Origin of the sequence: Streptomyces cynarae, from assembly GCF_025642135.1 — a bacterium.
Taxonomy (GTDB): Bacteria; Actinomycetota; Actinomycetes; order Streptomycetales; family Streptomycetaceae; genus Streptomyces; species Streptomyces cynarae.
On sequence record NZ_CP106793.1, the window covers coordinates 606,991 to 631,152 of the forward strand.

Annotated in this window: 4 protein-coding genes and 2 pseudogenes; 5 read left to right on the top strand and 1 reads right to left on the bottom strand. The window is 74.6% G+C overall.

The features are described from left to right. Positions 1-10 precede the first annotated feature (10 nt). The 5 genes and pseudogenes from N8I84_RS02990 to N8I84_RS03010 all read left to right on the top strand — a co-directional run bounded on the left by N8I84_RS02990 (position 11) and on the right by N8I84_RS03010 (position 22,370). Positions 11-19,956 (top strand): annotated as a pseudogene (locus N8I84_RS02990) (non-ribosomal peptide synthase/polyketide synthase). A gap of 214 nt (positions 19,957-20,170) precedes the next feature. Continuing rightward, on the top strand, positions 20,171-20,374 hold the full coding sequence (locus tag N8I84_RS03000; protein ID WP_263227898.1) for an MbtH family protein: 204 nt from the start codon (positions 20,171-20,173) through the stop codon (positions 20,372-20,374). 132 nt (positions 20,375-20,506) lie between these two features. Further along, entirely contained in the window at positions 20,507-21,106 is a 600-nt protein-coding gene (locus tag N8I84_RS03005; protein WP_263227899.1) for a GNAT family N-acetyltransferase, read from the top strand. 5 nt (positions 21,107-21,111) lie between these two features. Then, positions 21,112-21,435, top strand: a pseudogene (locus N8I84_RS43040) (MFS transporter); the annotation flags it as partial. A 26-nt stretch (positions 21,436-21,461) separates the two neighbouring features. Next, on the top strand, positions 21,462-22,370 hold the full coding sequence (locus N8I84_RS03010; RefSeq protein ID WP_390899013.1) for an MFS transporter: 909 nt from the start codon (positions 21,462-21,464) through the stop codon (positions 22,368-22,370). Positions 22,371-22,760: 390 nt separating this feature from the next. Here the strand turns inward: N8I84_RS03010 and N8I84_RS03020 are convergent, their stop codons facing one another. After that, a complete protein-coding gene (locus tag N8I84_RS03020) occupies positions 22,761-24,134 on the bottom strand; it encodes an FAD-dependent oxidoreductase (protein ID WP_263227903.1) in 1,374 nt (457 codons plus the stop codon). Positions 24,135-24,162 lie beyond the last annotated feature (28 nt).

The following is a 24,162-nucleotide window of genomic DNA, read 5'->3' on the forward strand; positions in this document are numbered from 1 at the left end:
TCCGACGACCATGACGTCCTCGAAGCCTTCGAAGCGAGACCGTGCCGAGGCCCTGCCCGAGGAGCTGCGGGAAGCGCTGCGCCGCCGACTGGCCGGACGGGCGGGCGGTGCGGGCGGTGCGGCCCCCGACGCCCGGCAGGGCATCCCGCGCGCGGACCGCGACCGGCCGCTGCCGCTGTCCTTCGCCCAGCAGCGGCTGTGGTTCCTGGACCGGCTGCGGCCCGGTGACGCCCGCTACAACAGCGCGGTGGCCGTACGGCTCGCCGGGGCGCTCGACCGGGAGGTGCTGGAGCGGGCCCTGGCCGTCGTGGTCGCCCGCCACGAAGCGCTGCGCACCACGTTCGACGAGGCCGACGGCAGGCCGGTGCAGACGGTGCACCCGGCCGGGCCGGTGCCGCTGCCGGTCCGGGACGTCACGGACCTCGACGCGGAGCTGCGGGCCGAGTACGCCCGCCCGTTCGACCTGGGGCGCGGCCCTCTCCTGCGCGCCCTGCTGCTGCGGGAGTCGGCCACCTCCCACGTCCTGCTGCTGACGGCGCATCACATCGTCACCGACGGCTGGTCGATGGGTGTGGTCCTGGACGAGCTGTGCGCCGCGTACGACGCCCTCGCCCGGGGTGTCGCCGTGGACCTGCCGCCGGTCGAGGCCCAGTACCCGGACTTCGCGGTGTGGCAGCGCGAGCAGCTCTCCGGGCCCCGTCCGGAGCGTCATCTTGCTTACTGGAAGGAGCGGTTGGCGGGGGCGGTGGCCCCGCAGCTCCCGCTGGACCGGCCGCGCGACGGCGAGGAGGCGGGCGCGGGCGCCGTGCTCACCTTCACCGTCCCCGCGGACCTCACGGCCCGGCTGCGCGACCTGGCGAGAGAAGGGCGCACCACTCTGTACACCACCCTGGTCGCCGCCACCAAGGCGCTGCTGGCCCGGTGGTCCGGGCAGGAGGACATCAGCGTCGGCTCCCTGACCCCGGGCCGGTCCCGCACCGACCTCGAGCGGGCCGTCGGCTTCTTCGTGAACACCGTGGTGCTGCGCACACCGGTGGAGCCGGCCGGGTCCTTCCGCGACCTGCTGGGCGAGGTGGCCGGTACGGTCAACGGTGCCTTCGCGCACGGGGACACGCCGTTCGAGCGGATCGTGGAGGCCGTGGGCGCCTCCCGCGAGGCCGGCCGCAATCCGCTGTTCGACGTCATGGTGCTGCTGCACCCCGAACCGCCCGCCGCCACGGCCCCGCGCGGGCTCTCCACCGCCCCGGTCACCGTGCCCCGGCAGGCGGCCACCTTCGACCTGAGCGTGGAGTTCGTGCCGGACGGGGAGGCCCTGACCGGTCTGCTGGAGTACCGCACCGACCTGTTCGAACCGGCCACGGCCGAGCGGATGGCCGACCAGTTGCTCCGGCTGCTTCAGGCCGCAGCCGCCGAACCCGACCGCCCGCTGGGCACGCTGCCCCTGATGTCCGAGCGGGAGGTGCGGCGGGTCGTCCATGACTGGAACCCGGCCGCCCACGATCTCGACGACACCACCTACCCGGAGCTCTTCGAGCGCCGGGCGGCCCGCACCCCGGGCGCCCTCGCCCTCGTCGCCGGAACCGAACGCCTCGACTACGCCACCCTCAACGCCCGCGCCAACCGGCTCGCCCACCACCTCATCGCCCGCGGCGTCGGCCCCGAACGGCTGGTGGCGCTGCGGCTGCCGCGCACCGCCGACATGATCGTGGCGATCCTCGCCGTGTGGAAGTCCGGGGCGGGCTACCTTCCCCTCGACCCGGCCCTGCCCGAGGAACGTGTCCGCCATCTGCTGGACGACGCCCGGCCCGCGCTGGTCCTGGACGAGGTGGCGCTGCGGGCCGTGCCCGCCATCGCCCTGGACACCGACCCGGGCCGTACCGCGCCGGACCCGGCGCACACCGCTTACGTCATCTACACCTCCGGCTCCACCGGCCGCCCCAAGGGCGTCGCCGTGACGCACCGCTCGGTGGCGGGCCTGCTGGCCGCCCACCGGGCGGGCTTCGTCGCCGAAGCGGGCGGCGGCCCGCTGCGGGTGGCCCTGACCGCCTCGTTCTCCTTCGACACCTCCCTCGAGGGCGTGCTGCTGATGGCCGACGGCCATCCGCTGCACCTGGTGGACGAGGTGACCCGGATGGACCCGGCCGCCCTGGTGGAGTACGTCGTCGAGCACCGCGTGGACTTCCTCGACGTGACTCCCTCCTATCTGCGGCAGTTGCTGCCCGCCGGGCTGCTCACCGATCCCCGGCACCGCCCGCGGGTCCTCATGCTGGGCGGCGAGGCCGTCGGCCCCGCCCTGTGGCGCGAGCTGGCCGCGCTCCCGGACGTGGCCGCCTACAACTTCTACGGCCCCACCGAGTGCACGGTCGACGCCCTGGCCTGCCGTATCGAGGCCGCGGACCGCCCGCTGGTGGGCCGTCCGCTGCCTGGTGTACGGGCCTACGTCCTGGACGCCCGGCTGCGGCCGGTGCCGCCCGGGGTCGGCGGCGAGCTGTACCTCGCGGGCGGGCAACTGGCCCGGGGTTACGCCGGCCGGCCGGGGCTGACCGCCTCGCGCTTCCTGCCCGACCCGTTCGGGCCGCCGGGGACGCGGATGTACCGCACCGGGGACCTGGCCCGCTGGACCGCCGACGGCCGGCTGGACTACCTGGGACGCGCCGACGACCAGGTCAAGGTGCGCGGCCACCGCATCGAGCCGGGCGAGATCGAGGCCGCCCTGCTCGACCTGCCGGACATCGGGGCGGCGGCTGTCGTAGCCGTCCCCGACGCCCACGGCCACACCCGGCTGGCCGCCTACGTCGTCCCCGCACCGGGCGCACCGCGGCCCGTCCCCGCGGACCTCCGTTCCGCCCTGCGCCGGGTCCTGCCCGACCACATGGTGCCGTCCTCCTTCACCGCGCTCGACGCGCTGCCGCTGACCACCAGCGGCAAGCTGGACCGCCGCGCCCTGCCCGTCCCCGACCTCGAAGTCGTCGAGCGGCGACGGGAGTTCGTCGCCCCCCGCACCCCGGCCGAGGAGACACTCGCGGGGATCTGGACCGAGGTGCTCGGCGTGAGCCGTGTCGGCGTCACGGAAAACTTCTTCGAACTGGGCGGCGACTCGATCCTGAGCATCCAGGCCGTCTCCCGGGCCCGCGCCGCCGGCTTGCGGATCGGCTCGCAGGACGTCTTCCGCCACCAGACGGTCGCCGACCTGGCCGCCGCCGCTTCCCACCGCACCACCGCCCCGCCCCGGCGCCGGCGGGACGACGGACCCGCCCCGCTCACCCCGGTCCAGGAGTGGTTTTTCGTTGCTCACGGCCCGCTGCGGCACTTCACCATGTCGATGCTGCTCCACCTGCCCCACGACCTGGACGAACGTGCCCTGGAGCAGGCGCTGGAGGCGCTCGTGGACCGGCACCCGGCCCTGCGGGCCCGGTTCACCCGGTCGGGAGACACCTGGCGGCAGGAACCGGGACCGGGCCCGGCCACCGGACCGCTGACCCGCCCCGCCCCCGGGACCCCGCCCACCGAGGCGGCGGACGCCGCCCGCGCGTTGCTGGACCCGAGCACCGGAGCGCTGCTGAGCGCGGCCCTGCTGACCGGCGGCGAGCGCCCCCGGCTGTTCCTGGCCGTCCATCATCTGGCCGTCGACAGCGTCTCCTGGCGCGTACTGCTCGCCGACCTCGAACTCGCCTACCGGCAGGCGGCGGCGGGCGGACCGCCCCGGCTCGACCCCGAGCACACTCCGTTCACCCACTGGGCACGGCAGCTGGCCGAGCGGGTAGGGGCCGGCGACCTGGACGACGATCTGCCGTACTGGACGGCCGAGGTCGCCGTACCGCGCACTCCGCTCCCCGTGGACCTGCCCGGCAGCCCGCTCGCCGGGTCCGTGCGCACCGTACGGACCCGGCTGGACCGCGCCACCACCGAGGCGCTGCTGCGCCGGGTGCCGGGCGTCTACCGCACCCAGATCAACGACGTGCTGCTGAGCGCGCTGGGCCGGGTGCTCGCGGACTGGGCGGGCGCGGACCGGGTGACGGTCGCGCTGGAGGGCCACGGCCGGGAGGAGCATCTGGTCGAGGGCGTCGATCTGTCGCGCACGGTCGGCTGGTTCACCAGCCAGTATCCCGTCACCCTCGCCCCGGTGGGCCCTGCCGCGGCACCCGACTGGGGGGCGACCCTCAAGGCCGTCAAGGAGCGGCTGCGCGCCGTGCCCCGGCGTGGCCTGAGCTACCAGGCGCTGGCCCACCTCGGCTCCCGGGAGGAGGCACGCGCCCTGCGCGATCTGCCGCTGCCCGAGGTGTGCTTCACCTACCACGGCCAGTGGGAGGCGCCCGGCGGGGCTGACTTCGCGCCTGCCGCCGAGGTGCCCGGCCGGGACACGGATCCCGGCGCACGGCTGGACCATCTCCTGGACGTCTCGGCCGCGGTGACCGACGGCGAGATGGAGATCACCTGGCACTACAGTGACCAGGTGCACCGGGCCGACACCGTGCGGGAGCTGGCCGACGGCATGGTCCGCGCGCTGGGCGCCGTCGTCGAGCACTGCGCCCGCCCCGGCGCCGGCGGCCGCACCCCCTCCGACTTCCCGCTGGCCCACCTGGACCAGGCCGGCGTGGACCGCCTCGTCGGCGACAGCCGGGACGTGGAGGACGTGCTGCCGCTCACCCCGCTGCAGGAGGGCATGCTCTTCCACCGCCTGGTCGGCGGCCCGGACGACGTGTACGTCGACCAGGCGGCACTGCTGCTGGAGGGCGTGAACGACCCGGACGCGCTCGCCGTCGCCTGGCAGCGGGTGACCGACCGCACACCCGCGCTGCGCACCTCGGTGGTGTGGGAGGGCGTACCGGTACCGCTCCAGGTGGTGCACCGGGACGTCGACGTGCCCGTCACCCAGCTGGACTGGCGGGAGTCGGCCCCCGGGGAGCGCGCCGAACGGCTGGCCCGGCTGCGGGCCGACGACCTCGCGCGCGGGCTGGACCTCGGCACGGCCCCCCTGATGCGGCTGACCCTGGTCCGGCTGCCCGGCGCCCGGCTGCACCTGCTGTGGACCTCCCACCACCTGATCCTGGACGGCTGGAGCCTGGCCCAGGTGCTCACCGACGTGTTCGCGGAGTACACCGCGCTGACGAGCGGCACCGAGGCCCGGCCGCCGGTGCGGCGGCCCTTCGGTGACTACGTGCGCTGGCTGGCCGGCCAGGACGCCGACGCCGCCCGCGAGTACTGGAGGGGCGCCCTCGCGGGGTTCGCCACCCCCACACCGCTGCCGGCCGACCGCGTACGGCGGCCCGGGCACGAGACGCGTTCCGCGGGCGTGCACACGGCCGGGCTGCCGCAGGAGGTGTCGGCGCGGCTGGCGCGCCGCGCACGGGAGGCCGGGCTGACCCTCGGCACCGTGGTGCAGGGCGCCTGGGCGCTGCTGCTGTCCCGCTTCAGCGCCGAACGGGACGTGCTGTTCGGCACCACCGTCTCCGGCCGCCCCGACGACCTGCCCGGCGTCGAGTCGATGGTCGGCATGTTCATCAACACGCTGCCCACACGCGTCCGGGTGGATCCCGCGCGCACCGCCACCGCCTGGCTCAGGGAGCTGCAGGAGGCACAGGCCGAGGCGCGGCGGTTCGCGACCGTGTCCCTGGCCGAGCTGACCGGCCTGAGCGACGTGCCGTCCGGCGGCGCGCTGTTCGACAGCATGGTCGCCTTCGAGAACTACCCCTTCGACGAGGCGCGTTCGGCCACGTCCGGGATCCGGGTGTCCGACGTGTCATCGCACGACGCCACCAACTACGCCCTCGTCCTGCGTGCTCATCAGGGCGAGCGGTTCGGCTTCGACCTCGCCTACGACCCCGAGCTGTTCGACGCCACGACCGTACGGGCTCTCGCCGGCCGACTCTGCCTGCTGCTCACCGAGTTGGCCGACGAGCCGGACCGTCCGCTGCACGCCCTCGCCTGGACCACCGCCGAGGAGCGGCGGCGGATGCCGGCCGAGTGGAACGGCGCCGAGGAGGGCCGGCCCACCGAGACCCTGGTTGACCTCTTCGCGGCGCAGGCCGCCCGCACCCCGCACGCCGAGGCCGTCACCTGCGGCGACGACCGCCTCGACTACGCCACGCTGGACGCGCGGTCCGGTCGGCTCGCCCACCGGCTCGCCGAACTCGGAGCCGGGCCGGAGAAGTTCGTGGCGCTCGCGCTCCCCCGCTCCGCCGACCTGGTCGTGGCCGTCCTCGCCGTGCTCAGGACCGGCGCCGCCTACCTGCCCCTCGACCCCGGGCTGCCGGCCGAACGAGTCACCCATCTCCTCGCCGACGCGGGGCCGGTGGCCGTGGTGACCACCACGCAGGCCGCCCCGGACACCACCGTGCCCGTCCTGCTGCTGGACGACCCCGGCGTGCGTGCCGACCTGGCCCGGCGCCCGGTCAGCGGCCCGGCGGACCCGGGTCTGCGCCCGCTGCCCGAGAGCCCTGCCTACGCCATCTACACCTCCGGGTCCACCGGCCGCCCCAAAGGTGTCGTCGTCCCGCACGCCAACGTGGTGCGGCTGTTCACCCGGACCCGGCAGTGGTTCGGCTTCGGCCCGGACGACGTGTGGACGCTGTTCCACTCCTACGCCTTCGACTTCTCGGTGTGGGAGCTGTGGGGCCCGCTGCTGCACGGCGGCCGGCTCGTGGTCGTCCCGGACGACACCGCCCGCTCCCCCGAGGAGTTCCTGCGTCTGCTCGCCGACGAACGCGTCACCGTCCTCAACCAGACGCCGTCCGCCTTCTACCCGCTGGTCCGTGCCGACGCCGAACACCCGGAGACCGGCGCCCGCCTGGCGCTGCGCACGGTCGTCTTCGGCGGCGAGGCGCTGGACGTGTCCCGGCTCGCCGACTGGTACGCCCGCCACCCGGACACCGCGCCCCGCCTGGTGAACATGTACGGCATCACCGAGACCACCGTGCATGTCACCTACGCCCCGCTGGACCGCACGACCGCCGCCACCGGCATGGGGAGCCCCATCGGCACCGGCATCCCCGACCTGCGCGTACACGTCCTCGACGCCAGGCTGCAGCCCGTACCGCCGGGCGCGGTCGGTGAGATGTACGTCGCGGGGGAGGGCCTGGCCCGCGGCTACCTGAACCGGCCCGGCCTGACCGCCGCCCGCTTCGTCGCCGACCCCTTCGGCCGCCCCGGCAGCCGGATGTACCGCACAGGGGACCGGGCCCGTCGGCGGGCAGACGGCACCCTGGAGTACCTGGGCCGCGCCGACCAGCAGGTGAAGATCCGCGGCTACCGCATCGAGCCCGGCGAGATCGAGGCCGCCCTGCACACCCACCCGGGCGTGGGCGCGGCCGCCGTCGGCGTGTACGACGACACCGCCGGTACCCGCCGGCTGGTCGCCCACGTCGTCGGGACCGGAAGCGGCGACCGGGCCGTACCGCCCCCGCCCGCAGCAGAACTCCGCGCCCACCTGCAACGGTTGCTGCCGGCGCACATGGTGCCGGCCGCCTATGTGCCGATGGCGGCGCTGCCGCTCACGGTCAACGGCAAGCTGGACCGGCGCGCCCTGCCCGCGCCCGGTCCGGACGGCTTCGCCACCGACGGCGAGCGCACCGCCCCGCGCACGGCCGCCGAACGGCTGGTCGCCGCGGCCTGGGCGGACGTCCTGGACACCGGTGAGATCGGGGCGCACGACAACTTCTTCGCCCTCGGCGGCGACTCCATCCTGGCCGTGCGGGTGACTTCCCGGCTGCGCGGCGCCTTCGGAACGGACGTCTCGCCCCGGCTGCTGTTCACCCACTCCACGCTGTCCGACCTCGCGGCGGCCCTGGCTGAGCCGCCGGCCGGGCACACCGCCCCGGCTGACGCCGTTCCGGCCGCCGCCGAGGACGCCCCCGCGCCGCTGTCGTACGCCCAGCAACGCCTGTGGTTCCTGGACCGGTTCGAGCCGGGCAGCACCGAGTACACGACCCTGTCGGTCCTGCGGCTGCGCGGCCCGCTCGACACCGGTGCCCTGCACACCGCGCTGGACGGACTGGTGGCCAGGCACGAGGCGCTGCGCACGACCTTCGCCGAGCAGGACGGCCAGGCACGGCAGGTCGTCCACCCGCCGGGCCCCGTGGACCTCCCGCTGGAGGACTGCCCGGACTCCGCCGCCCTGGACGCCCTGTTGGAGCGCGAGGCCGCCACCCCCTTCGACCTGACCACCGGGCCACTGCTGCGGGCCCGGCTGGCCCGGCTCACCGCCGACGAGCACGTGCTCGTCCTCGCCGTGCACCACATCGTCACCGACGGCTGGTCCATGGGCGTCCTCGGCCGCGACCTGGGCGAGCTGTACACGGCGGCCCATGACAACCGGCGCCCGGCGCTGCCCGCCCTGCCCGTGCGCTACACCGATTACGCAGTCTGGCAGCGTTCCCGCGCCGACCGCGCGGAGGCCGAGCTCGCTCACTGGCGCAGAGCCCTGGACGGCGTCACGCCGCTGGAGCTGCCCACCGACCGGCCGCGCCCGGCCGTCCGCACCCGCGACGGAGCCCTGGTGACCTTCGACCTGCCCGCCGCGCTGACCGAGCGGCTGCGCGCCCGCGGCCGTGAGACGGACGCCACTCTGTACATGACTCTGGTGACCGCCTGTCAGGTACTGCTCGCCCGCTGGGCCGGTCAGGAGGACGTCACCGTCGGCACCGTCACCGCCGGCCGCGAGCGACCGGAACTGCACGACCTGGTCGGCATGTTCGTCAACACGCTCGTGCTGCGCGCCCGGGTGCGTCCGCAGCTGCCGTTCCGCGAGCTGCTGGCCGAGGTGCGCACCACCGTCCTGGAGGCCTTCGCCCACCAGGAGGTGCCCTTCGAGCGCGTGGTGGACGCGGTACAGCCCGAGCGGGACACCAGCCGCACGCCGCTGTTCCAGGTCATGGTCGCCCTGCACAACCTGAGTGCGGAGGCTCCCCGGCTGCCGGATCTGCAGGTGGAGCCGGTGACTCCGCCGGTCCGCAACGCCACCTTCGACCTCGCCTTCGACTTCGTCGAGCGCGACGGTGGTCTCACCGGCCACCTGGAGTACAACACCCGGCTGTTCGACGCCGACACCGCCGAACGCCTCGCGGACCGGCTGCAGGTCCTGCTGGAGGCCGTCGCCGAGGACGACCGGCGTGCCGTCGGCGCGCTGCCGCTGATGACCGACGGCGAGCGGAGCCAGGTGCTGCGGCAGGGGCAGGGCGCCCCGCTGCCCGAGCCGGAGTCCACCTTCCCCGCCCTCTTCGAGGCACAGGCCGCCCGCACGCCGCACCGCACGGCCCTCGCGGCCGAGGACGCCACCTTGGACTACGCCGCGCTGAACGGCCGGGCCAACCGGCTCGCCCACCATCTCATCGCGCTCGGGGCCGGTCCCGAACACATCGTCGCGGTACGGCTGCCGCGTACGTCCGAGCTGGTGGTGGCGCTGCTCGCGGTCCTCAAGGCGGGCGCGACCCTCCTCTGCCTCGATCCCGCCCTTCCCGAGGAGCGCGTCCGTCTGCTGCTGGACGACGCCCGGCCGCACACGCTGCTGACGGGCCTCGGCGAGGTGCCCTGGGACCGGCTGCCCGCCCACGACCCGACCGATGCCGACCGGCACCGGCCGCTGCTGCCGCGGCACACGGCCTACGTCGTCTACACCTCGGGCTCCACCGGCCGCCCGAAGGGCGTCGCCGGCGAGCACCGGCAGCTGGTCAACCTCTGCCACGACCACCGCGCCGGCCTGCTCGCCCCGCACACCGCCGACGGGCGGCGGCTGCGGGCCGCGCTCAGCGCCTCCTTCTCCTTCGACACCTCCTGGGAAGGGCCCCTGCTGCTCGCGCTCGGCCACGAGGTGCACCTGATCGACGAGGACGCACGCCTGGACCCGGAGGCGTTCTGCGCCCAGGTCGCCGAACACCGGCTGGACCTGGTCAACGTCACGCCGTCGTTCCTGCGCGAACTCCTCGCCGCCGGACTGCTCGCCCCCGGCCGCCGCCACCCGCGTCTGCTGCTCATCGGCGGCGAGGCCGTGCCCACGGCCATCTGGCGGCAACTCGCCGCCGCGGAACGGGAGCTGGGCGTGGCGGTGTACAACATGTACGGGCCCACCGAGTGCACCGTGGACGCCGTCTACGGCCGCGTCACGCAGGGCCCCGGCAGGCCGGTCATCGGCCGCCCCGGCGGGAACCTGCGGGCCTACGTCCTCGACGGCGCCCTGCGTCCGGTGCCGCCCGGGGTGCCGGGCGAGCTGTACCTGGCCGGGGCGCAGGTGGCCCGGGGCTACCTGAACCGGTCCGGCCTGACCGCCACCCGCTTCCTCGCCGACCCGTTCGGGGCGCCGGGGGAACGGATGTACCGCACCGGCGACCGGGCCCGTTGGGGCCGCGACGGGCTGCTCGAGTTCCTGGGCCGGGTCGACGAACAGGTGAAGATCCGCGGGTTCCGCATCGAGCCCGGCGAGGTGGAGGCGGCCCTCCTCGCCCTTCCGGACGTCGCCGACGCCGCGGTCTCCGCCCGCGAACAGGCGGGCCGCCTCATGCTGGTCGCCCATGTGGTGCCGGCCGGTGACACGATGCTGTCGGCCGACGCCCTCCGGGTGGCGCTGCGGCGGACCCTTCCGGACCACATGGTGCCCACCGCGTTCGTCGCGCTGGCCCGCATTCCGCGCACCAGCAGCGGCAAGACCGACCGGCGCGCGCTGCCCGCGCCGCCCGCCCAGCCGGACAGCGGCACCTCGTACGTCGCCCCGCGGCCCGGCACGCAGGCACGCCTCGCCGCCATCTGGGCCGAGGTACTGGGCGTCGAACGAGTCGGCGCCCACGACAACTTCTTCGCGCTCGGCGGCGACTCCATCCTCAGCATCCAGATCGTCTCCCGCGCCCGCCAGGCCGGGCTCGCCCTCACCACGAAGGACGTCTTCCGCCATCAGACGGTCGCCGAACTCGCCCTGCGCGCCGACGAGTCCGCTGCTCCTCCGGCAACCGCCGGCGACACCCCGCCCGGGGAGGCACCGCTCACCCCGATCCAGCACTGGTACCTGGACGGGCGGGCCCCCGGGGAGCGGATGCGCTTCACCATGACGCAGCGCCTCGAACTGGCCCCGGGCACCGAACCGTCCGCCCTGCGGCGGGCCGCCGACACGCTCGTACGCCATCACGCTGCCCTGCGCACCCGGTTCCGGCACACCGACGACGGCTGGCGTCAGGAGGTCCTGGCCGAGGCGACGGACACCGTCTTCACCCGTCATGAGGTGTCCGGGCTGGATGTCACGACCCTGGAGGCGGAGGTCCAGCGGATCACGGACGAGGCGCAGGCCGCCCTCGATCCCACCGAGGGGCGGGTCGCCCGCCTCCTGTTCTTCGACCGGGGCCCGCACCAGGCGGGCCAACTCGTCGTGACCGCCCACCACCTGGTCGTCGACGGCGTCTCCTGGCGCATCCTGCTCGCGGATCTGGAGACCGCGTACCGGGCGGCCGCGGCCGGACGGCCCGTGGAACTGCCCCCTGCGAGCACCTCCTACGGCCACTGGGCCGCCCGGCTCGACGAGCACACCCGCTCCGGCGCCTTCGACTCCGACCTGCCGTACTGGACGGACGCCGCGAAGGCCCCCGCAGGCCTGCCCGCCGGACGCCCCGGCCGCAACACCCACGGCGCCGCCGCGACCGTGACCGTCACTCTGGACGCGGAGACGACCGACGCCCTGCTGCGCCGGGTTCCCGAGGTCTACCGCACCCAGGTCAACGACGTCCTGCTCAGCGCTCTCGGCCGCACCCTGGTCCGCTGGTGCGGGCGGGAGACCGTGCTGATCGGCATGGAGGGGCACGGCCGGGAGGAGCTCTTCCCGGATGTGGACCTGTCGCGGACCGTGGGTTGGTTCACCGCCGAGTTCCCCCTCGCCCTGCGGGTCGATCCCGACGCCGGCTGGCACCACACGCTCCGCTCGGTCAAGGAGCAGCTGCGCGCGGTGCCGCTGCACGGCCTCAGCCACGGCGCCCTGCGCCACCTGCCGCCCGGCAGCGGGCTCGCCGACCATCCGGCCCCGCAGGTCGGGTTCAACTACCACGGACAGTGGGACACGGGCGGCACCGAGGCCGGCGGGCTCCTGCGCGGCTCCCTGCCGCCGGCCGGCCGCGACACCGACCCGGACGAACCGCGCCCCTACCTCCTGGACATCACCGGCGTGGTGCAGAAGGGGCGGCTGGAACTCGGCTGGACGTATCCGACGGGCATCTACGACCAGGCCACCGTTCGGCAGCTGGCCGAGGAGACGGCCGGGGCCCTGCGGGACCTCGTGGCCCACTGTGCCCGCCCCGGCGCCGGTGGCCGGACCCCGTCCGACTTCCCCCTCGCCGGCCTCGGCCAGGAGCAGCTCGACCGGCTCGTGGGCGACGGCCGGCACGTCGAGGACGTCCTGCCGCTCACCGCGCTCCAGTCCGGCATGCTCTTCCACGGGCTCGTCGACACCGAGGGCGCCTACTTCGACCGTACGGCGGTACGACTGTCCGGTGTCGCCGATCCGCACGCGTTCGCGGCGGCCTGGCAGCAGGTCGCCGACCGCACCCCGGCGCTGCGCACCAGTGTGCACTGGCGGAACCTGCCGCACCCGGTCCAGGTGGTCCACCGCAGTGCCGAGCTGCCCGTCACCCACCTGGACTGGCGCGCCCTGACCCGGCAGCAGCGGGCCGAGGCGACCGAGCGGCTGCTCGCCGAGGACCGCGCCGCGGGCATGGACCTCACCACCGCACCGCTCACCCGCCTCACCCTGGCCGCCCTGCCCGGCGACGAGGTGCTGCTGCTGTGGTCCACCCACCACATCGCCCTGGACGGCTGGAGCACCGGGCAGCTGCTCACCGAGGTCTGCGAACGCCACGCCGCGCTGACCGGAGGACCCGACACCCCTCCCCCGGCACGCAGGCCCTTCGCGGACTTCCTGCGCTGGCTGCGCGACCAGGACACCGCGGCGGCCGAGAACCACTGGGCCGACGCCCTGGCCGGGTTCACCGCCCGCACCCCGCTGCCGTACGACCGCACACCTGCCGAGGCCCACCGCGCCCGGTCCTCGGCGACCGTCCACCGCGAGCTGGACGAGCAGGTCTCGCGACGGCTGCGCCGGACGGCCGCGCGCACCGGACTCACCGTCAACACCGTGGTGGAGGCCGCGTGGGCGCTGCTGCTGGCCCGTTGCAGCGGCCGGGACGATGTGGTGTTCGGCACCACGGTCTCCGGCCGCCCCGCCGAGCTGCCCGGCGTCGAAGGCATGATCGGCATGTTCATCAACACGGTGCCGGCCCGCGTCCGCATTCCCGGCGGTGCCGTACTGCCCTGGCTGCGTGGTCTGCAGGAGCAGCAGAGCGACGCCCGACGCCACGACTTCCTCGCTCTTCCCCGCATCCAGGCCGTCAGCGACGTCCCGTCCGGCGAGCCGCTGTTCGACAGCATGCTGGTGTTCGAGAACTACCCCGTGGACGAGTCGGCCACGGCCCGCACCGGCGTCCGCGTCGAAGAGGTGCGCGCCGACGACGCCGCCACCTTCCCCTGGTGCCTGCGCGCGCACCTCGGTGAACGGCTCGGCCTCGACCTGGCCTACGACCCCGCCCTGTTCGACGGGGAAACCGTGGAACAGGCCGCTGACCGGCTGGCCGCCCTGCTCACCGCCCTCGCCGACGGCATCGACGGTGACGTGGACGACCTCGATCCGCTGACGGCGGCCGACCGCGAGCTGCTGGCGGCCTGGAACACCACCGCCCGCCGGGCGGCCCCGCGCAGCCCGGTGGACCTGTTCGCCGAGCAGGCCCGCCGGACCCCGGAGGCGATCGCGGTGCGCGACGGCGAGCGCGAACTGACCTACCGCCAACTCGCCGACTGGTCCGGTCGGCTGGCCGCCCGGCTGCTGGCCGACGGCCTCGCGGCGGAGGACCGCGTCGCCCTGCTGATGGACCGCTCCGCCGAACTCGTCGTCGCCCAGCTCGCGGTCCTCGTCGCCGGCGGCGCCTACCTCCCCGTGGACACCCGGGCCCCGGAAGAACGCCGCCGGGCCCTGCTCGCCCAGGCGGGCGCCACGCTCCGCCTCACCGCGGCCGACGTCACCGCCGCGCGCACGGCCCCGCCGACGCCCGCGGCCCAGGCCGCCGACCCGGATCGGCTGGCGTACGTGATGTTCACCTCCGGCTCCACCGGCGGCCCAAGGCGGTGGCCGTACGGCACCGCGACATCGCCGCGCTCGCCACCGACAGCCGCTTCGCCGGCGGCGTGTGCGCGCGGGTGCTGCTGCACTCGCCGGTGGCCTTCGACGCCGCCACCTTCGAGGTGTGGGCACCGCTGCTCACCGGAGGCTGTGTCGTCGTGGCGCCCGGCCAGAACGTGGACGCGGCACTGGTACGACGGCTGGCGGCCGACGGCGGGCTGACGGCGCTGTGGCTGACCGCCGGACTGTTCCGGCTGCTCGCCCAGGACGCGCCGGACTGTTTCCGGGGCCTTCGCCAGGTGTGGACCGGCGGTGACGTCGTGCCCGCCCAGGCGGTGCGCCGGGTGCTGGCCGCGTGCCCCGGCCTGACCGTGGTGGACGGCTACGGGCCCACCGAGACCACGACCTTCGCGACGTCCTTCCCCCTCGGCGACCCGGCGACGGTGCCCGGCACCGTGCCCATCGGCCATCCACTGGACGACATGCGCGTCCACGTCCTCGACACCCGGCTCAGGAACGTACCGCCGGGCTGGGCGGGCGAGCTGTACATCGCCGGCGAGGGCGTGGCGCGCGGCTATCTCGGGCGTCCCGGCGACACTGCGGCCCGCTTCCTCGCCGACCCCTTCGGTCCGCCCGGCACCCGGATGTACCGCACGGGCGACCTGGCCCGGCGACGGCCGGACGGCACAGTGGAGTTCCTGGGACGTGCCGACGACCAGGTGAAGATCCGCGGGTTCCGGGTCGAGCCCGGCGAGACCGAGGCCGCGCTCGCGACCCACCCGGACGTCGTGGACGTGGCCGTGCTGGCGCGCGAGGACCGGCCGGGTGCCAAGCGGCTCGTGGCCTACGTGGTCGGTCCGGCCGGCGACGACCCCGACGAGCTGCGGGACTTCGCCGCCCGCGCCCTGCCCGACTACCTGGTCCCCGCCGTCTTCGTACGGCTGGACGCCCTGCCGCTGAGCGGGAACGGCAAGGTCGACCGGGCGGCCCTGCCGGTCCCGGAGACCCTGGACGGGCGGGAGCGCGTCGGGCCCCGCACCGAGGCGGAGCGCCGTACCGCCCAGGTGTTCGCCGACGTCCTGGGCATCGAACCGCCCGGCGTGGAGGACGATTTCTTCGGGCTGGGCGGCGACTCCATCCTCAGCATCCGCCTCGCCTCGCGCCTCGCCGAGGCCTTCGGCGCCGATCTCACGCCGCGCGCGGTGTTCACCCATCCCACACCAGCCGGCCTGGCGAGCCTGCTCACGGAGCAGCAGGCCGGTGGACGCCCGCCGATCGTCCCGGTCGCCCGGGACGCGGTCGCGCCGATGTCGTACGCCCAGCAACGCCTGTGGTTCCTGGAGGAGTTCGCGCCCGGCGCCAGCGAGTACGTCACCGCGCTCGCCCTGCGGCTGCGCGGCACTCTGGACGCCGGCGCGCTCCGCGCTGCGCTCGACGCCCTGGTCGCGCGGCACGAGTCGCTGCGCACCACCTTCGACAGCGTGGACGGTGGCGGCGTGCAGATAGTCCACCCGCCCCGCGAGGTGCACCTGCCGCTGCACGACCTGTCCCACCTTCCGCCCGGGGAGGGCGAGCCGGCGCTGCGCCGGCTGCTCTCCGCGGAACGCAGCCGTCCGTTCGACCTGCGCCAGGGGCCACTGCTGCGCGCGGGCCTGGTCCGGCTGGCCGAGGACGAGCACGTCCTGACGCTCACCCTGCACCACATCGTCACCGACGGCTGGTCGACCTCGGTCCTGCTCGGCGACCTCGCCCATCTCTACCGGGCAGAACTGGGCTGTGAGAGCGAGGAGTTGCCGCCGCTGCCGGTCCAGTACGCCGACTACGCGCACTGGCAGCGCACGGCCGGCGGCACCGGCACGGACGAGAAACTCGCGTACTGGAAAGAGACGCTGGCGGACGTCGAGCCGCTCGAGCTGCCCACCGACCGACCCCGGCCGCCGGTGCGCACCAGCAACGGGGCGGCCACCCGGCTGCTGGTGCCCGCCCGGACCGCCCGGCGTCTGAATCGGCTGGCCCGGAGCCGGGGCACCACCCTGTTCACCACGCTCGTCGCCGCCGCACAGGCTTATCTGGCCCGGCTGTCGGGCGGGCAGGACATCGCCGTCGGCACCGTCACCTCCGGCCGCGACCGGGCCGAGACCCAGGCCCTCGTCGGGTTCTTCGTCAACACCCTGGTGCTGCGCTCCCGGATCGAGGCCGGGCGGTCCTTCGCCGAGTTCCTCACCGGGGTGCGACAGACCGTCCTGGACGCGTTCGCCCACCAGGACGTGCCGTTCGAGCGGGTCGTGGACGAGGTGCAGCCGGTCCGGGACACCAGCCGCAGCCCGCTCTTCCAGGTCATGGTCGTCCTGCAGAACACCCCGGCCGCCCGCCTCGACCTGCCCGGTCTCGAGGTCGACGACGTGGAACCCGACTCCGGGCAGGCGGCCTTCGACCTCACCCTGGAGTTCGCCGAGACCGGTACCGGAGCGCTGCACGGCCTGATCACCTACAACACAGACCTGTTCGACCCGGCCACGGCCGAGCGGATGGCCGGCCAGCTCGGCACCCTGCTGACCGCCGTCGCCGAGGACCCCGACCGCCCCCTCGGGGCCCTGCCGCTGACCGGCGACGACGAACGGAAGGCACTGCTGGACCAGGGACTCGGGACCTTCCGCCCGGTGCCCGAGACCGTCCTGCCCGATCTGTTCCAGCGGCAGGCGGCCCGTACCCCGGACGCGGTGGCGCTCGTGGACGGCGACCGGGAGCTGACCTACGCCGATGTCGACCGGGCGGCCAACCGGCTTGCGCACCGGCTCATCCGGGTGGGTGTGGGGCCGGAGCGGGTCGTGGCCCTCGCCCTGCCCCGCTCCGCGGCCTCGGTGGTGGCCCAGCTGGCCGTCGCCAAGGCCGGCGGTGCCTTCCTGCCGGTGGACCCCGACTACCCCGCGGAGCGCAGGGAGTTCATGATCCGGGACGCGGGTGCCCACATGATCCTGGACGACCCGGCCGAGGTGTGGGCCGCCGAGGGCGCCGAGACGGCCCCCACGGACGCGGACCGTACCACTGCACTGGTGCCCGCCCACCCGGCGTACGTGATCTACACCTCCGGCTCGACCGGCACGCCCAAGGGCGTGGTGGTGACCCACCGGGGCCTCGCCTCCTTCGCCGCGGCCGCCGCCGAGCGCTATGCCGCGGGCCCCGGCGACCGGGTGCTGCAGTTCGCCTCGCCCAGCTTCGACGCCTCCGTGCTGGAGCTGTGCGTCTCCCTGCTCAGCGGGGCCGCCCTGGTCACGGGTGAGGAGGGTCCGCTGGTCGGCGAACGGCTGGCCGAGGTGCTCGCCGGACGCGGCATCAGCCACGCGCTGATCCCCCCGGCCGCGCTGGCCACCGTCCCTCCGGAGACGGCCGGCGCCCTGCCCGGGCTGCGCACACTGATCGTCGGCGCCGAGGCGTGCCCGGCCGACCTGGTCGAGACCTGGGCACCCGGACGCCGAATGATCAACTCCTACGGGCCCACCGAGGCCACAGTGGTCGCCACCTGGACCGGCCCGCTGGCCCCGGGGACCGGAGCCCCGCCCATCGGCCGCCCCGCCGGCTGCACCCGGGCGTACGTCCTGGACGCCGCGCTGCGACCCGTCCCGCCCGGAGTGACCGGCGAGCTGTACGTGGCGGGCCCCGGCCTTGCCCGCGGCTACCTGGGCCGGCCCGGACTCACCGCACAGCGGTTCCTCGCCGACCCGTTCGGCGCGCCCGGGGAGCGGATGTACCGCACCGGCGACCTGGCGCGCTGGAGCACCGACGGTCAGCTCCGGTTCGCGGGACGCGCCGACGACCAGGTGAAGCTGCGCGGCTTCCGCATCGAACCCGGTGAGATCGAGAGCGCCCTGCGTCGCAGCCCGCTGGTGCGGGACGCGGCCGTGGTCGTACGGGCGGACGCCCCGGCGGAGGGCGCGGCCACCGGGCCCGCCCGGCTCGTGGCCTACGTCGTACCGGCGGACCCGGCCGCCGTGCTGGTGGAGCACGGGAGCGGCGGCCAACCGCCGCAGTCCCTGGCGTCCGGCGGAGCACAGGCCCTGTCCGTCGCCGAACTCCGTCAGCATCTGGCCGAGTCGCTGCCGCCGCACATGGTGCCGCAGGTCTTCGTGCCGCTGCCGCGGCTGCCGCTCACCCCGAACGGCAAGACCGACCGGCGCGCCCTGCCCGCCCCCGGCCCCGCCCAGGCGGTCGGCGGACTTCGCACGGCACCGCGCACCGTGGCCGAGCGGCGCATCGCCCGCGTCTGGTCCGACGTGCTGGGCGTCGACGGCATCGGCGTGGACGACAACTTCTTCGCCCTCGGCGGCGACTCCATCCTGAGCATGCAGGTCGTCTCGCGACTGCGCCGGGACGGACTGCACCTGGCCACCCGGGACCTGTTCGCCCACCAGACCGTGGCGGAACTCGCCACCGTCGTCCGCGACACGCCGCAGGGTTCCGGGAACGGGCCGGTGACCGGCGACGTACCGCTCACCCCGATCCAGGAGTGGTTCCTGACCACCCCACGCTCCGCCCACCACCACTTCAACCAGTCGGCGCTGCTCGAACTCGACGGCACCCCCGACCTGACGGCGCTGCGGACCGCGCTCGACGCTCTGCTGGACCACCACGACGCCCTGCGGATGCGGTTCACCCGGGAGTGCGACGGCTGGCGGCAGTTCAACCCGCCGCCCGCGGGCGCCTACGACGTACTCGTGCACCAGGACCTGGCGGGTGTGTCCTCGGAGGACAGCGCCGCGGCCATGGAGAAGGCCGCCGACGACCTGCACGCCGGATTCGACCTGGCCCGCGGGCCGCAGTTGCGCGCGGCGCTGTTCACCGCCGGCCCGGACCGGCCGGCGTTCCTCCTCCTCGTCGCCCACCACCTGGTCGTCGACGCCGTCTCCTGGCGCATCCTGCGCGACGACCTGGAGACGGCCTACCGGCAGGCCGCCGACGGCGGCACGGTCACGCTCGGCGAGCGGAGCACCAGCTTCCGCGCGTGGTCCCGGAAACTGGCGGCACACGTCGCCGACGGCGGCCTCGATCACGAACTCCCCTACTGGGAGGAGGCCGTGCGCGCCCGGCCCGCACCCTCCGACGCGAAACCGGACGCCGAGGCGGCGAAGACCGCCGTGGTGAACGTGGAACTCGGCGAGGACGACACCGAGGCCCTGCTGCGCGCCGCCCCGACGGCGTACCGCACCCGGGTCAACGACGTGCTGCTGGCCGCGCTCGCCCTGGCCCTGGCCCGCTGGACCGGACACGACCGGGTCCGGCTGGACCTCGAGGGCCACGGCCGCGAGGACCTGCTGGACGGTGTCGACCTCTCCCGCACCGTCGGCTGGTTCACGACCGTGCACCCGGTCGCCCTTCAGGTGCCCGACCCCGGTGACCTCGGTGCCGGCCGGGACTGGCGGTCCCTGGTGAAATCGGTGCGCCGGCAGCTGCGCGCGGTGCCCGGCAACGGCATCGGTTTCGGCGCCCTGCGCACCTTCGGTCCGCCCGAGGTCCGCGACCGCCTCCGTGCCGGCGCGGACGGGCAGGTGGTCTTCAACTACCTCGGCCAGTGGGACGCCCGCCCCGACACCACGGCCGGCGGCCTGGTCCGCGCCGAGCACGGCTCCTTCGGACAGGACCACGACCCGCGTGACCCCGGCTCCCACCTGGTGGAGGTGGTGGGCGCGGTGCAGCACGGCCGGCTCGCCTTCACCTGGCACCACCGGCCGGGCATCCACGACACCGCGACCGTGCGGCGGGTTGCCGACGAGTTCGCCGATGCCCTGCGGCACATCGCCCGCCACACCCGGGGAGGCCGGTGACGACCCACCGAATCCGTGAGGCACGCCGGTCCCGGACGGCCCGGCGCGGCCCGCGGTCACCCCGCGCACCGAACCGCCCACTCCGGCGGGGGTCACCCCGTGCACCACCCCGCCCACCGGCCCGACCTGCACGTCCCCTCCACCTGTCCGACCGACCGTCCGACCGACCGACCCATCCGACCCATCCGACCCAGTGACGACGAAGGAACCCGACATGGACGAGAACACCCGATACCAGGTGCTGCGCAACGACGAGGAGCAGTACTCCCTCTGGCCGGCCGATCTCGAGGTGCCCGCGGGCTGGCAGCCCGTCGGCAAGGAGGGCACCGAGGCCGAGTGCTCCGCCTACGTGGACGAGGTCTGGACCGACATGCGCCCGCGGAGCCTGCGTGAGCGCATGGAGAACGCCGGAGCCTGACCGGCGCAGTACCGCTACGCCGGGTCGGCACACCTTGCCGGCCCGGCCGCCCTCACCCGCTCACACACGGCCCGCCGTCCCGGCGCCCACGCCCCCGGTCCCGTCGCACCGTGCCCCTCCCGAGGAGCCCGCATGACCCCCGTACTGCACACCGAACGCCTGGAGTTCCGCCCCTACCGAGCGGAGGACGAGGACGTCTTCGTCGCTCTGCTGGGCAATGAGGAGGTGTGCCGCTGGATGGGCCAGGACCGCGTACCCGAACCCGAGATCCGCGCGCTGTTCCGCGCCATCCTCACCGACGTCTACCCGCAGCACCGTTTCGACGTGTGGGGCCTGTGGCTCGACGGCACGTACGTCGGCCACGCCGAGGTGAAGAAGACCGGCAACGTCGCCGGCCACGAGCTGGTCACGGCCCTCGCCCCCGAGCACTGGGGGCGAGGGCTGGGCGGTGAGGTGGTGCGCGGCCTGCTCCGCCACGCCGCCGACGGCCTTGGCCTGACGGAGGCCTACGGCATGGTGGGCGCCGACAACTCCGCCAGCCTCGCCATGTGCCGCCGCCTGGGATTCCGCCACCTCCGGGACGTCGTCGCCGACGACGGCTCCGTGACGAAGATGCTGGTCATCCCGACAAGACCCGCCGAGGGTGTTCCCACGGCGGATGCGACCGCCCGGACGGAAACGGCGCCGGCGGCGCCCGTGGGGGGCTCGGCGTCGGCCGGGGACCCGGCGTGAGGCAGGTGCCGGTCGTAGAGGGTGACGCGGGGTCACCGGACACCGGCCGGGCGCCGGACCTGTGGCGGAACCGTGACTTCAACCTGCTGTGGGCCGGCCAGTGTCTGTCGGACCTGGGCGGCGCGATGACGGACCTGGCCCTGCCGCTGCTGGTCCTCCAGCAGACGGGTTCCCCGGCGCGGGCCGGGCTCGTCGGGACCACCGGGCTCGTCGCCGCGCTGGTCTGCCGCCTGCCGGCCGGCGTCCTCGCCGACCGGTTCGACCGGCGCCGGCTGATGATCGCCTGCGACGGCGTCCGGATCGTGGTGTACGCCCTGCTCGTCTGCGCGGTGGTGGTCGGCCGGGCGGCCTGCCCCTGGTCCTCGCGGTGGTGGCCGTCGGCGCCGCCGCCACGGCCGTCTTCAGCACCGCGGAGCACGCTGCCGTGCGCAGCCTGGTGCGCACCGACCAGATCGCCACCGCCGTCGCCCGTAACGAGGCACGTACCTACGGGGTCTCGCTGGCCGGGCCGCCGCTGGGCGGCCTGCTGTTCGGCATCGGCCGGGCCCTGCCGTTCCTCGGCAACGCGCTGAGTTTCCTGATGTCGCTGATGGCCGTGCTGTGCATCCGCCGGCCTCTGCAACAGCCCCGGCACGAGCCGGCCCAGACGGTGGGCGCGTCCGCCGCCCAGGGGTTCCGCTTCCTGCTGCGCCAACCGTTCCTGCGGTCCCTGCTGCTGATCGCCGTCCCGCTCAACATGGCCTTCACCGGCATGATCTTCGCGATGACGCTGTCGCTCCGTCGCTCCGGCGTGTCACCGTTCGTGGTCGGCCTCGCCGGCACGATCTTCGCGTTGGGCGGTTTCCTCGGCGCCTTCGCCGCCCCGCTCCTGCAGCGGCGGCTGCGCCTGCCCGTGCTGATCCCGCTGCTCTGCTGGGTGACCGCGGTACTGATGACGGCCGGCGCGCTGCTGGCCGGTACCGTCCTGGCCGCCGTGCCGCTGGCCGCCGCGGTGTTCCTCGGGCCGAGCGCGAACGCCGCCCTCTTCGGCCACCAGGCCGCCGTCACCCCGGACCATCTGCAAGGGCGCGTGGTCAGCGTGTTGCTCCTGGCAGCGGGTTCGGCGGCCGCCCCGGCTCCCGCCCTGGCCGGAGCACTGCTGGCGCACGCACCCGCCAGCCGCGCCATGCTGGTCTTCCCCATGCTCGTCACGGCCGCCGCGCTGGCGGCCACCTTCAGCAGGGGCCTCCGCACGATGTCCGAGACGAAGACGACGTCCCCATAGAAGACGGAACTCCAGGTGTGGCTGGCCGAGGCAGCTCCGACGCTGCGTGCCCGTACCGCTCGGTGCTTCCGGGCCGCCCCTGCCGGACGGCGTCACGCTCCGCGCGCTGACGGGCGACGACCCGGCCCTGCCCAAGGCACTCGCTCTCCCTCGCTCGGCTTTCGCCGAGCCCGGCACCGGGGTGGGCCTCGCGGGCCTCGCGGAACTGTCAGCGGTGGCTGAGGAATTGGCCGCGGACGGCACGGTCGAGCAGTCCGGCGCAGCATTATGCCGGTTTGGGCTTCCGGCCTGCGGTCATCACCCTTCTGACCGCCAACCAAGCCGCACGGTCGCAAGGCCGCAGACCAGAAGACGACACTGAGCGCCGAAGGTGAGGTGCCGGGCAAGTGCTCAACTTGGGATGAGTGCATCCCACTGATCTCGGGTCGGGCCGTCGTGTTTCGGCGTGAAGTCCGGGTGGGCGGTCAGCCAGGCGGTGACGTGTCGGTCCACCTCGTCGGTGCCGTAGGCGTCCTCGGCCAGTTGCAGGAGATGGCGCACCTGGGCTCGGGCTCGCATGACGACGGGATCGTCGAAGGCGCAAGCGGCAAGGGCCGCAGCCCGTCGATCTGCGGGTGGTGAGCCCTCGGCGAGGCGTTGCTCGTCAGCGCGGTCGGCCTTCACCTGCGCGTCGAACCACGGGCGGAGGGCCTGTGCCGTCCAGGTGTGGTAACCGACGGGGTCCGCGGCGATCTGGTCGGCATGGGTGGCGAGGTACTGGGCGGCACGCAGGCCGAGGGCCGCGCCGTGACCGAAGGTGGGATTGGTGTGGATGAGGCTGTCTCCGGCGTTGACCAGGCCGGTGACGACAGGCCCGTCGTCGTCGGCGAGGGAGGTCCAGCGGTTGTGCAGGCCGGCCATCGCCAAGACGGCGGATTGCGGTTCGGGCGCAAGGTCGAGCCAGGCAGCCGTCGCGGGGAAGCGGCGAGCGACGGCCTCGAACACGGCAGGGTCGGTGAGCGCGCCGCGGGTGGGATCATCCGTGGAGAGGACCAGGCTCACCGCGAAGGTGTCGTTGTCGGAAGGGAAGACGCCGGCGAGCGCGAACGGTGCTGCCGAGCCCGTCTTCACTCGCCCTGGGTCACGCGGGCCGTCGGTCCGCAGGCGGTACCAACGGCACAGGTAGGCGATCCCGGTGCGATGGCTGTCGACCAGAGGCGGGCGGCAGCCGGCCGAGATCAGCCAGGCGGGCACCGGCGAGCGACGACCGGAAGCATCGACGACGAGGTCGGCCCGGTGGACTTCCGCACCCACCTGCACGCCCGTGACGCGGGCAGGACGGCCCTCCCGGAGGGTGAGGGCGCGCACCCGGCAGCCTCGGCGCACCTCAACGGCGGGTTCCCGACGCACCGCCGCGATCAGGGCGGCCTCCAGCACGATGCGGCGGGTTCGCAGGGTCACCAAGTCCTCATCACCTGCCCGACGCGGCGGATGCTCACCGAACCAGTCGAACTCGTGGTACTCCCGGGCTCCGCGTGCCAGCAGGTCCGCGTAGACGTCAGGGGCCTCGGCGCGCAACACGGTGCGCACGGGCGCGAGCAGCGAGTGGGGCTGGACGGCCTGCGGGACCCGGGGCCTGTCCCAGTGGAAGAAGTCCCGCTCCAGGTCCTCTCCCGCCTGCCGCGAGTCCTGCTCGAACAACGTGACCGTGTGGCCCCGTCGGCCAAGCATGAGCGCCGTCCCCAGCCCGCTGATACCTCCACCGATCACCGCAACCCGCGCCACCGATCTCCCCTTTGCGTCGTGTTGCGGA

Bases quoted from the DNA above. Each gene is read 5' to 3' on its own strand.
- N8I84_RS03000 (WP_263227898.1), top strand. From the start codon at position 20,171: ATGGACGAGAACACCCGATACCAGGTGCTGCGCAACGACGAGGAGCAG.
- N8I84_RS03005 (WP_263227899.1), top strand. From the start codon at position 20,507: ATGACCCCCGTACTGCACACCGAACGCCTGGAGTTCCGCCCCTACCGA.